Annotated in this window: 10 protein-coding genes; all 10 read left to right on the top strand. The window is 53.8% G+C overall.

Features of this window, described 5'->3' with window-relative positions:
* Positions 1–1,365, top strand: a complete 1,365-nt coding sequence (locus I8J30_RS08455) for an ethanolamine ammonia-lyase subunit EutB (RefSeq protein ID WP_210657143.1) — start codon at positions 1–3, stop codon at positions 1,363–1,365.
* 21 nt (positions 1,366–1,386) lie between these two features.
* Entirely contained in the window at positions 1,387–2,340 is a 954-nt protein-coding gene (gene eutC / locus I8J30_RS08450) for an ethanolamine ammonia-lyase subunit EutC (protein ID WP_210657141.1), read from the top strand.
* A 213-nt stretch (positions 2,341–2,553) separates the two neighbouring features.
* Complete coding sequence (locus I8J30_RS08445) at positions 2,554–3,438, top strand: ABC transporter permease (protein ID WP_210657591.1); 885 nt, start codon at positions 2,554–2,556, stop codon at positions 3,436–3,438.
* A 13-nt stretch (positions 3,439–3,451) separates the two neighbouring features.
* Entirely contained in the window at positions 3,452–4,327 is an 876-nt protein-coding gene (locus tag I8J30_RS08440) for a carbohydrate ABC transporter permease (protein WP_338044832.1), read from the top strand.
* Positions 4,328–4,477: 150 nt separating this feature from the next.
* Complete coding sequence (locus I8J30_RS08435) at positions 4,478–6,082, top strand: extracellular solute-binding protein (protein ID WP_210657139.1); 1,605 nt, start codon at positions 4,478–4,480, stop codon at positions 6,080–6,082.
* A gap of 120 nt (positions 6,083–6,202) precedes the next feature.
* Positions 6,203–7,237, top strand: coding sequence for a response regulator (locus I8J30_RS08430; protein WP_210657137.1), 1,035 nt, complete (start codon positions 6,203–6,205; stop codon positions 7,235–7,237).
* The gene (locus tag I8J30_RS08425; RefSeq protein ID WP_210657135.1) at positions 7,234–9,099 is read left to right on the top strand and encodes a cache domain-containing sensor histidine kinase; all 1,866 of its coding nucleotides are present in this window, start codon (positions 7,234–7,236) and stop codon (positions 9,097–9,099) included. Before I8J30_RS08430 ends, I8J30_RS08425 begins: the two co-directional genes overlap by 4 nt.
* A 30-nt stretch (positions 9,100–9,129) precedes the next feature.
* On the top strand, positions 9,130–9,897 hold the full coding sequence (locus I8J30_RS08420; protein WP_210657133.1) for an SDR family NAD(P)-dependent oxidoreductase: 768 nt from the start codon (positions 9,130–9,132) through the stop codon (positions 9,895–9,897).
* A 45-nt stretch (positions 9,898–9,942) separates the two neighbouring features.
* Complete coding sequence (locus I8J30_RS08415) at positions 9,943–12,246, top strand: DUF4962 domain-containing protein (RefSeq protein WP_210657131.1); 2,304 nt, start codon at positions 9,943–9,945, stop codon at positions 12,244–12,246.
* Positions 12,247–12,273: 27 nt separating this feature from the next.
* Positions 12,274–12,588, top strand: a complete 315-nt coding sequence (locus I8J30_RS08410) for a cupin domain-containing protein (RefSeq protein ID WP_210657129.1) — start codon at positions 12,274–12,276, stop codon at positions 12,586–12,588.
* Positions 12,589–12,602: the final 14 nt, after the last annotated feature.

Here is a 12,602-nt window from a genome sequence, read left to right as displayed (position 1 = left end):
ATGAAGCTGAAGACGAACCTGTTCGGCAGGACTTTTCAATTCCATGATTTGAAAGCCGTGATGGCGAAGGCCAATGAGGAGAAGTCCGGCGATCAGCTGGCGGGAATCGCTGCGGAGGATGCCAAAGAGAGAATGGCCGCGAAGCTGGTGCTCTCCGAGCTGACACTCGGCGATATTCGCGATCATCCGCTTATTGCTCCCGAGGAGGACGAGGTGTCCCGGGTTATCGAGGAAGCGGTTAACGAGCGGATCTTTGCCGAGATTCGCAATTGGAGCGTCGGCGAGCTGAGGGAATATCTGCTGCGGCAGGATACCGGTCAGGAGCAGCTCCGTCGCCTGAGCCGAGGTATGACGAGCGAAATGATTGCCGCCGTTACGAAGGTGATGAGCAATCTCGATTTGATCCAAGCCGCTTCGAAGGCGGAGATTATTACGAGCTGCAACAGCACGATGGGGCAGCGAGGCGTTCTCGCCGGGCGGGCGCAGCCGAATCACCCCGCGGACAGCATTCAAGGTGTAAAAGCTTCCTTATTCGAAGCGCTAAGCTACGGTATCGGGGATGCCGTCATTGGCGTCAATCCGGTCATCGATACGGCGGACAGCGTGAAGAACCTGCTCGAAGCGACGAAGGAAGCGATGATTAAGTGGCAGATTCCCACGCAGAACTGCGTCTTGGCCCATGTGAAAACGCAAATGCGCGCCATTCGCGGCGGCGCGCCGGCGGATCTGATGTTCCAGAGCTTGGCCGGCACGGAGAAAGGGAACAGCGCGTTCGGCATCAGTGTGGGGCTGCTCGATGAGGCGCATGAGCTGATTCATAAGGAGGGGACGGGAGCGGGGCCGAACCTGTGGTATTTTGAAACCGGGCAAGGGTCGGAGCTCTCCGGTGAAGCTCATCATGGCATCGACCAGGTGACGCTCGAAGCCCGTTGTTATGGGCTCGCCAGAAAGTATCAGCCCTTCATGCTCAATACGGTCGTCGGGTTCATCGGCCCGGAATACCTCTACGATAGCAGGCAGGTGATTCGGGCCGGGCTTGAGGATCATTTTATGGGGAAGCTGCATGGGCTGCCGATGGGCGTCGACGTCTGTTACACGAACCATATGCGGGCGGATCAGAATGATATGGATAATCTGGCTGTGCTGCTGACGGCTGCCGGGGTGAATTTCATCATCGGTGTCGCGATGGCGGACGATTGCATGCTCAACTATCAATCTACGAGTTACCACGATATTGCAACGCTGCGGGAGACGCTGGGGCGAAGGCCGGCACCGGAGTTCGAGAGGTGGCTTGTTCGAATGGGACTGATGGAGAACGGCAGGCTGACGCCGCTGGCAGGCGACCCCAGCCTCTTCATGATTTGAGCGCAAAAGGAGGAAGCGGGCATGCATTCGAAACTATCCGTGGAGCAGCTGGTTGATCGCGTCATGGCAGAACTGGAGAAGCGCATCGCTCCGTCGCCGTCGACATCGCCGACAATATCATCGCAGTTACAGCCAAAGTCCCCATCCCAGTCCCCATCCCAGTCCCCATCCCCATCGCAGCCTTCGGAGGATAGAGAATCTGTTGGTGATCCAGTCGAAAGCTCAAATGTGGAAGAAGCATTCAGCGGCCTTCGTACATCTCATGTACCGAACCCCAAATGGGAGGAAGGGATGTCGGAGCTCATCGCGAGCACGCCTGCACGTATCGGCGTATGGCGGGCAGGCACTCGTCCTCTTACGAGAGAGCTGCTCCATTTTCGCTGCGACCATGCTGCTGCGGTGGACTCCATCTACGGGAGCGTCAGCCAGTCGCTGCTGGATGAATACGGGCTGTTTACCGTCGAAAGCTGCTTCGTAAATACGGAGAATTACTTGAAACGACCAGACATGGGCCGCGTCATTACCAATGAAGGAGTGCGCGCCATTTTGGAGCATTGCCAAAGGAAACCTCAGGTTCAAATCGTCGTCTCCGACGGCCTGAGCGCAAATGCGGTAAATGCTAATTTTGCCGACGTCTATCCCTCACTACTCGATTCGCTTGGCGAATTGGGTCTTTCCACCGGGACACCGTTCTTCGTACGCGGAGGACGAGTTGCGGTGATGGATCCTATTGGCGACCTGCTGGAACCGGAGGTACTGGTCTTGCTAATCGGGGAAAGGCCAGGGCTCGTCTCGTCGAAGTCGATGAGCGCCTACATGTGTTACCGCCCGCGTGCGGGAACGATCGAGAGCAGCCGAACCGTCTTATCCAACATTCATGCCGGAGGAACAGCACCGGTTGAAGCGGGAGCCCATATGGGTACAATCGTCCGTAAAATGCTAGAGCAGCGCACGAGCGGCGTGCATCTGGAGTAAAGAGCCTTCGACCCACTGAACCAGTGGTGTCGAAGGCTTTTTTACTGCGCTTATCGGAATAGTGATATCATCGGCACTCGGCTCGATTCGGCAACCTAAAAAAAACACAAGCGCTATTAAAGCGATTCCATTGTTGGCTCCCGCGGTGAAACGCTAGGATGAGAGTAGGCAGAAACGATAATCACGAGGGAGGGACGGCTATTGTTCGGTTTCATGTGGAAGTACCGGACGTTATATCTGATTTCAATTCCGGGCATCGTCTATTTCATCGTCTTCAAGTATGTGCCGTTGCTCGGCTCGGTCATTGCGTTCCAGAACTATAATATCTTCTCCGGATTCGGCGGAAGCCCCTGGGTCGGATTCCGGCATTTCGAGCGCATGTTCCAGCATTACGACTTTCTGCGGATTTTGAAAAACACGCTCATTCTGGGATTTCTAGATATTCTGATCGCCTTCACGGCACCGATTATACTTGCGCTGCTGCTCAATGAAGTCCGGCTCGTCGTGTACAAGAAGATTGTCCAGACGATTGTTTACGCGCCGCACTTCCTGTCTTGGGTCATCGTGAGCGGGATCTTCGTTGGCATGCTTTCTCCGACTTCCGGTATCGTGAATGTCATTATAGGCTGGTTCGGCATCGAGCCGATTTACTTTCTGGGTGAGGATTCCTATATACGGGCCATCTTGGTCGGCTCGGGGTTGTGGCGCGACGTAGGCTGGGGGACGATTATTTACTTGGCTGCGTTGACCGGGATCAATCCGGAATTGTATGAGGCGTCGGAAATCGACGGCGCTGGCCGTTGGAAGCAGACGATCCGAATTACGCTGCCTTCCCTGCTGCCTGTCGTCACGGTACTGTTTCTGCTCAAGATCGGGGATTTCATGGATTACGGCTTCGAACGCGTCTTTGTTTTCCAGAATCCGCTGAATATTACCAATAGCGAAATCTTGGACACGTATATTTACAAAGCCGGCTTGAAGCAAATGCAATACAGCTATGCGACAGCAATTGGGCTGTTCAAATCGGTCGTTGGTTTGGTCTTGCTTGTTATCGCCAACACATTAAGCCGCAAGGCGACCGGAGAATCGTTGTATTGAAGGAGGGGTGGCCGTGATTCGGCGCGAGCATTGGAGCAGGAAGCTGTTTCTCATCGCTAACTATTTGGTATTAACAGGGCTGTCGCTAACCATGCTGCTCCCTTTTCTAAACGTGATTGCTCAGTCGTTTAGCGGCGCGGCGGCGATTGACCGCGGGGATGTCATGTTCTGGCCGGTCGACTTCACCCTCAATTATTACCGCTACGTCTTCGATGACGTCTCGATCTGGCGGGCATTCGGGATTACCGTCTATATCACAGTCCTCGGTACACTCATTAATCTGGCAGCTACTTCATCCTTGGCCTATCCACTGTCGCGGGCGGAATACGTTGGACGCAAATACGTGCTTCTGTTTGTCTTGATGACGATGATCTTCACGGCACCGCTGATCCCGCAATTTATTCTGATGAGGGAAATCCATCTGATCAATACGTTATGGGCGCTTATGATTCCAACCGCGATCAGTGCGTTTAATATGATCGTCTTGCGGTCGTTCTTCGTCCAAATTCCGACGGAGCTGATCGACAGCGCGAGGATTGACGGCTGCGGCGAAATGAGGATACTCTGGAGCTTGATGCTCCCGTTGTCCAAGCCTGCCCTGGCGACAATCGGCATTTTCTATTCCGTGACGAATTGGAACAAGTACATGGACGCACTGTATTATTTGAATGACCGTAGGCTGTACCCGCTGCAGGTGAAGCTGCGGGAGCTGCTCATTAACGATGACCTGGTCGATACCGGCAATTTACCGTTCGACATCGCATCCCAATCGGTACAAGGGGTCCAGATGGCCGTCATTCTCGTTGCGACCTTGCCGATCATCATGCTGTATCCGTTCATGCAGCGTTATTTTATTAAGGGGATGCTCATTGGATCGATTAAATCTTGATTGTGCAATGCTGATTCGGAAATATAAAAAAATGACAAACCGAGCCAAACAAACTCCATTGTGACCGTGGAGCGTTCGTACCTATACTGAGGTTGAGTTTTGAAAGCGCTCTACGGAGCGGATTTCGACTGAGGAGATGAGGGGGATTTTATGAGAAAGCTTGTCGTACTGGCCACGGTTGCCGCACTATCCATCTCGATGCTGTCATCCTGCTCGAAGAACAACAACAATGAATCATCCCAAGCTACGAATACCCCTGCAAACACGGCGACTACAACGAACCAAACAGAAGAAACGCCTGCAGCGGAGCCGACCAAATTCTCGATTTCCATGCGGACGCTGAACGTGCCTTACGTGGAGCAGAATCCGGACATCAACAAAGACAAGTACGTGCTCGCAATGGAGAAAATGACGAACACCGATCTCGATATCCGGCTGATTCCGCATAACGAGTATCAAGACAAAATGATTCAAATGTTCGCGACGAATGACATTCCGGACGTTGTTCAAGGCAGCGGCGGCATTAGCGGCCAAGAACTCGGCGGCGCCGTACAAAGCGGAGTGTTCCTGCCGCTGAATGATCTGCTGAAGGAGAACGGCCCGAACCTGCTCAAATTCCTTCCGCAGGCAGCCTGGGACCGACTGACGGATGCGAAGACAGGCAACATTTACGGAATTCCGGAAGTACTGAGCAATCCTTCGAGACGGGCAACTTGGATCCGGACTGACCTGCTTGAGAAAGCCGGCAAACCGATCCCTAAGACGGTTGAAGAAACACTCGATGTGCTGCGGGCGTTCAAAGAGCTTGGCGTCGAGCATCCGTACATGGGGCGCAAGAACTTCAAATACGCGGACACCTTCTTCGGCTCCTATGACGTATTCGGTTATTTGAACCAATTCAAGCAGTTCCCGGACGGTAAAGTAAAGCCTAGCTTCTTCGATGCCGATCCGATGAAGAAAGCGATTCGGACGTACAAGACGATGTACGACGAAGGTTTGATCAGCAAAGAATTTGCCACCATCGAAAGCGCGGACTTCAAGAGCATCATTACCAGCGGCAAAGCGGGCATGTGGTCCATGAACGCTAACGAGCTTCCGATCTGGGGCACGCAGCTTACGACGAACGTTCCCGGCGCGAAGGTTGCCCTCATTCCGTCTCCGGTCGGCGATGACGGCAAAGGCGGCTACGCGCACTATAACCCGGTTACGCGGTCCTACTTCATCAATGTGAGCGCGAAGGATAAAGCGGCAGCAATCATCAAGTTCTTCGATTGGATGGTCGGCGAGCAAGCACAGGAGTTCTTCAGCTACGGCATTCAAGGCGAAGATTATACGAGTAACGGAGGCACGATCAGCTATACGCCTCCTACGGACGAAGCAGGCACGAACAAACAGCGTTTCTTGAACTATTGGCTGTGGATGGTGCAGGATACGACGTACAACAAACGCATCGCCGAGCTTTCGGAGCCGGGCAAACAAATGGTCGATGCATTTGATAACCTGCTTACGAAGGAAGGGCGCAGAGGCATCGAGTTTGATCCAAGACTGGAAGCGTTCATGAATTACCCTGATTTGAGCCCGCTATCCGATCAGCTTCCGCCGCTGGTGCTTGAGCATGTGCTCAAGATGGTTTATGGCAAAGAGCCGATCGACAATTACGGCAAGGTGCTGGAGGAGTATCTTTCCAAGGGCGGCAACGAAGTCATTGAGGAAGCAACTACCCGGTTTAATAGTAAAGAAAACGCTTTCGAGTAAGGCTCGCGATGCACTAAAATGACAGTAAGAGACTCGGATGCTCCTTCTGCTTGGCTGGGGGAGCATCTTGCTCCATAACCGGATTGCCGACTGAACTCGGTAATCGAGGAGGACACATCTATGTACCGCATCTTAGTCGTCGATGATGAACCGATGATTCGCAAAGGATTGCAGAAGCTGATCGGCGAAGCCGATTCTGCTATTTGCCATGCCGAAACGGCAGACAATGGCCAGGATGCGCTGGACAAAATAGCGGCGAACCGTCCCGACCTGCTGTTTACCGATATCAAAATGCCGAAGATGGATGGCTTGGAGCTTTGCCGCCAGTTAAACGAGCAGTATCCCGACCTGCCGGTCGTCATTATATCGGGTTACGGCGATTTCGAATATGCCAGGCAGTGCATGTCTTTTGGCGTGAAGGAATATTTGCTGAAGCCGGTAACTAAAGCAGCTGTAAGCCAAACGGTTGCGAAGATGATTGCCGGCCTCGAAGCGCAGCGGCAAGCTGCCTATATTCCGCTGAAGCTGACGGAAGAATGGCTGGATCGGCTGCAGGACAGCATCTGGTTTTTGCGCTCCGAATCGATTCAGGCCGTGATCGCGAGCATGGAACAGTACTGCGCGATGTGCAAGTTCGATGCCCAGATGGTTGGAGAGCTGATGCAAGAGCTCTCAGGCAAATTGGCGGATCGATTGAACGCGCGCGACGTGTATCCGTTCGAGCGGCCGCTGCGGCCGGCGGACCGGGACTCGGCCGCGATCACCTGGCTTGGGGAATCGGCGACCTTGATGATGGAGCAATTGCGATCGAAACGAAAAGGCAATCTGAAGGATCCGGTCGAGGAAGCCAAGCGCTATATCGAGCAGCATCTGGGCCGTGAATTATCGCTTGAGGAAGTGGCCGATAAGCTGGGCTTGAATGCTTCGTATTTCAGTCAGCTATTTAAGCAAATGACGAATGAGACGTTCGTGCAATATCGGACGAAGCGGCGGATGGAGCGGGCGAAACGGCTGCTATCGCTGCCGCATCATAAGATTACGGATGTATCTGCCGAAGTCGGATTCGCAGATCATCCGCATTTTACGAAGACCTTCAAGAAATACAGCGGGCAAACGCCATCCGAATACCGGGAATCGCTGGGGATTCGCGGATGAAGCTAAGTTTATCGCGAAAGCTGTTTCTCTATTTTCTGATCGTCATCCTGTTCTCTCTGTCTACAGTCGGGATCTTCACGTACCTGAAATCGTCGGCTGCTATCGATAAGCAGGTCGAGCGCTATATTTCTACGGTAATCGAGAATGCAGGGGCACAAACCGACCAACAGCTCGAAACGTTCGAACGGGTAAGCAATTCGATTCTATCCCAGCAATCCGTCAAACGGTTTCTGGATATGGACCCCTCGGATAGCTACGAGTATTACCGGTTTGCCAACGGCATTCGTCAGGATGTGTTTCAGAAGATATTCATCACGTATCCGACTCAGATTCACATGATTTACATATTGGGAGAGCATGGACGGTCTATCTTCGATCAGAATCAAAGCTTCTCGTCGCTAACGGTCGACCCGACGAATCGGTACGAGGAATTGAAGGCGAAGACGCCGGATAATGGCGAGATTGCGATACTGAACACGGCGATGATGAACGGTGAGCGAGTCGTTACGATTGCCCGCAAGATTAGAGGCTATACGTCTTATGCGGTGAAGGGCATTCTCGCGATCGAGCTGAACGAAAGTCAGCTGGCAACGTTATGGAACAACGTGGATCTGGGCGAGAACGGCTTTTTCTTTATTCTCGACTCGGAAGGATCCATTGTGTATGCACCCGCTGCCGGTACGAGGTCTGAGTTGGCGAAGACCGACCTTGGGAAGCGAATCGCAACCGGCGAGAATACGCGCTTCATCGAGAAGATGAACGGGAAGAACATGTTAATCGTTTCGCATAAGTCGACTTATTCGGGGTGGAGCCTCGCAGTCTCGATGCCGCTTGATGAGCTGCGCGAGCCGATCTCCGGGATTCGTTCCACGACGGTAACGGTCGGTCTTGTCACGCTTGCAATCGCTCTGTTCCTTGCTTTCCGGTTTGGCAATTCCATCGTTCGTCCGATTCGAACACTGAAGAACGGGATGCGCGAGACGGAGAAGGGAAACTGGATCAGCATCGAAAGCAAACAGCGGGATGACGAGATTGGCGGACTCATTCACAGCTACAACCTGATGGTAAGCCGGCTTTCTCACATGATTGAGCGGGTGTACGATACGGAGCTTAGCAGCCAGAAGACGAAGCTGCAGCTGCAGGAGATCGAGCTGGAGCGGCATAAGGCAGAGTTCCAGGCGCTGCAGCTGCAAATCAATCCGCATTTTCTGTACAACACGCTGGAGACGATCAATTGCTATGCGATTGTACAGGATTCGGACGAAATTTCGGAGATGGTCGAGGCGATGGCCTTCATGCTGCGCTACTCCATTCAAACGAACCTCGAAGAAGTGACCCTAGCTAACGAATTGAATCATGTGCGCAATTATATGATCATCCAGAAGCATCGCATCGGACATGATTTCGAAATCGAAGTGGCTTCTCCGCCATCGCTGCTGCTGTCGGGGATGGTGAGGCTGACATTGCAGCCGATCGTGGAAAATATTTTTCAGCACGCGTTTGCAGATGGGTTTGAAGCGAAGCATTTCATCCGCATCGATACCTGCTTGGAAGAAGGCGAGCTGCTTGTCATTGTGGAAGACAACGGAGTGGGGATGACGGAAGAGAAGCTTGCCAGATTGCGCAGGAGATTGGATCGGAATCGTTTGGTAGAGGTGGAGACGGCAAGCGGTGGACGGCGCAGCGGCATCGGACTGGTGAACGTTCACCGGAGGATTCAGATGGTGTATGGCGATGCATTCGGTCTTCGCATCGACAGCTCGCTTGGCGAAGGGACGCGGATCGTGCTGCGAATGCCGCATGAGGTTCGCTCGCTTACGAAGCCGGAGCTCGCGGTCGTGCTTAAGCAAGAGCTTGCGTAGGCTTAACGAGAAGAAGGGAAGGCGATGGGGATGGCAATCGATTTAGCGGGGAAAGTCGCGCTCGTAACGGGAGCGAGCGGAGGAATTGGGCGAGCGATAGCGATCTCGTTGGCCGCATCCGGAGCGAAGGTGGTTCTGAACTATCTGAACAGCAAAGAGGCAGCTGAAGAGGCAGTTGCTGCGATTAAGCATAAAGGCGGAATGGCGATTGCCATTCAGGCAGACGTATCAAAGGCGGAAGAAGCGCAGCGGCTGGCAGCCGAATCGGAGCAAGCCTTCGGCCGGAAGGTCGACGTGCTGATCAACAATGCGGGACATCTCGTGCAGCGTGTGCCCAATGAGGACATGACGGAGGAAGTATATGCGCGCATCATGGATGTGAACCTGAAGAGCGCTGTGTTCGTTACGAAAGCGGTCATTCCAGGCATGAAGGCTGCAGGCGCCGGATGTATCGTAAACTTAACTTCGGTAGCCGCTCACAACGGAGGAGGGCCGGGCGCTTCCATCTACGCCGCGAGCAAAGCGGCCGTGCTCGCTTACACGAAAGGGTTGGCCAAGGAGGTTGCGGCTAGCGGCATCCGCGTTAACGCGATTTCGCCCGGATTTATCGGCAATACGGCGTTTCATGCAACGTTCACGTCTGCTGCAGCAAGGGAAGCGACGATTCAGAGCATACCGCTTCGAAGAGAAGGGACGCCGGAGGATGTGGCAGGAGTTGCTCTGTTCCTCGTTTCCGACTTGTCAGCCTACCTGACCGGCGAGACGATTGAGGTTAATGGCGGCATGTTCATGCGTTAAACGCGTTTCGAGTCCATCAACGACGAGCGAAAGTGAGGGATTGTCATGTCCAAGCTATTCGAACCGGTCAGCGGCTTGTTGACCGTACCCTATGAACCGAACGAGTCATCCGAGCTTCGGGAGAATCCGCCGCGATTCACGTGGATGCCGGCAAAGCCGGATGAAGACCGGTATATGCTGCAGGTTTCTGCTTCCGAGCGATTCGAAACGGATCAGGCGGAGACAATCGGCCCTATCCCATATAACTTCTATACGCCTTCTCATGTCTATGAGCCGGGAATCTATTATTGGCGTTATGCTTTAGCGGCAACAGGGGCGGCCGTGCAGTCGGAATGGAGCCAGGTGAGGACGTTTACAGTCCCGGCTCATATTCCGGAGACACCGCTGCCCGCGCCGCAGACAAGATATGCCGAGACGAGCGCCGCTCATCCTCGACTGTGGCTTGATGGCCAACGAGTGGAAGCACTCCGAGGCCGCATCCGAGAGGATGCTGCAACCTGCGGCTTCGATGTCTTCTTCGAGAAGTCAGTCAGGCCGTGGATGGAACGGGAGCTCATCTGTGAACCGGAGCGATACCCGGATAACAAACGCGTGGCGAAGCTGTGGCGCCGGATGTATATGGACTGCCAAGAAACGCTGTATGCGATTCGTCATCTGAGCGTGGCGGGAGTGCTGCTTGAGGATGCGCATATCGTGGAGCAGGCTAAGCGTTGGTTGCTGCACGTGATTTCCTGGGATCCGCAAGGAACGACTTCACGGGATTATAACGATGAAGCTGCTTTTCGCATCGCGCAAGCAGTAGCTTGGGGATACGATTGGCTGCATGGATTCTTGTCGGAGGAGGAGCGGGCGGCGGTTCGGGCAAATTTGCTTGTCCGCACGGAGCAGGTTGCTTTTCACGTCATCGAACGATCTCGCATTCATCGGGTACCCTATGATAGTCACGCGGTGCGATCCCTGTCTTCCGTTCTTGTGCCGGCATGTATCGCGATGCTGCATGAAGAGCCGGAAGCCCGGGAATGGCTGGATTACACGCTGGAATATTACGCATGTCTGTACTCCCCTTGGGGCGGTCAAGATGGGGGATGGGCGGAAGGGCCGATGTATTGGACGACAGGCCTGGCCTATCTGATCGACGCTTTTAATCTCATTCGTCAGTATGTCGGAATCGATTTGTATAAGAGGCCTTTCTTCACGAGTACCGGCGATTTCCCGCTTTACGTACACAGCCCGGATACGGTGCGAGCCAGCTTCGGCGATCAGTCCACGCTTGGCGAGCCGCCGAGCCTGAAGACCGCGTATAACATTCGCCAATTTGCAGGTTTAACAGGCAATGGGCTGTACCAGTGGTATTACGAGCAGGTCAAAGAGCGGGATAAAGACGCCGACAGCAAGTTTTATAATTACGGCTGGTGGGATTTCCGGTTTGACGATTTACTCTATGCTCACGACTATCCGGCGGTCGAGCCGTTGTCTCCTGAACCGGGGAGAATTGAGCCGGTCAAGTGGTTTCGAGATGTTGGCTGGGTCGCCTTTCATCGGCGGATGGACGATCCGAACGAGCATATTCAGTTGATCGTGAAAAGCAGTCCCTACGGGTCGATCAGTCATAGCCATGGAGATCAGAACGGCTTCCTGCTCCATGCCTACGGTGAACCGATTGCCATCGACAGCGGCTACTATGTTGCCCACGGAAGTACGATGCACCGCAACTGGCGTAGGCAGACGATTTCGAAAAACAACCTGCTTATTGATGGCAAAGGTCAATACGCCGGCGCGGATAAAGTGCTTTGCAAGGAAGCCTATGGCGTCGTGGAGGAGGTTTCCTCGAAGCCGGGATTTGCAAGCGTCCGCATGAACGCGACGGAGGCGTATCGGGAGACGGTACCGTATCTGAAGCAATTCGTGCGCGAGGTGTATTGGCTGGACGATACGTATGCCGTCATCGTGGACGCCGTTGACCTGGAGCAGCCGGGCCGCGTGAGCTGGCTTATGCATACGCTTCATCCCATGGAGCTGAAAGGACAGACGTTCCGTACTATCGGCGCTAAGGCGGAAATGGATGGTCGATTCGTGTATGCCTCGTCCGGCGACCTGATGCTTCGTCAGCATGATCAGTTCACCGATGTGGATCCTTCCGAATACGAAGGGCTCGCAAACCAGTGGCATCTGATGGCTGAAACCAAGGAAGCGAAGAGTCATCGTATCGTAACGCTGCTGGTGCCGATGAAGAAGGGGGAGGACAAGTTCGTCTCCTATTTCATCGATGATCAGGATCATGGCATTCATCTATACTTCACGAATGAAGACGGCATAACGCGCATGATTGCGGTGAACAAAGCATACTGATGAGCCGAAGGAGGGACAGAAGCGATCATGGGCAACATCGGAATATGGGAAGCGGCAGAGCCGGGCGTGACTCGCAAAATATTACGTGCCGCAGGCGGGCTGATGATGATGGAAGTGCATTTCGAGAGCGGTGCGGAGGGGTATGAGCATGACCATCCGCATGAGCAAATGTCCTATTGCCTCAAAGGGGCAATGGCCTTCACCATCGATGGAATAGAGACGGTGATCAGACAAGGCGAAACGATCTATATCCCCAGTGGTGCCAGGCATGGCGCAAAGGCGCTGGAGCCATCCGCGCTGCTGGACACGTTTACGCCGATTCGTCAGGATTTATTGAAATAATACCTATACGATAA

This window comes from Paenibacillus lignilyticus (assembly GCF_017942085.1).
GTDB classification, from domain to species: Bacteria; Bacillota; Bacilli; order Paenibacillales; family Paenibacillaceae; genus Paenibacillus_Z; species Paenibacillus_Z lignilyticus.
This window is presented reverse-complemented; position numbering and strand designations above follow the sequence as displayed.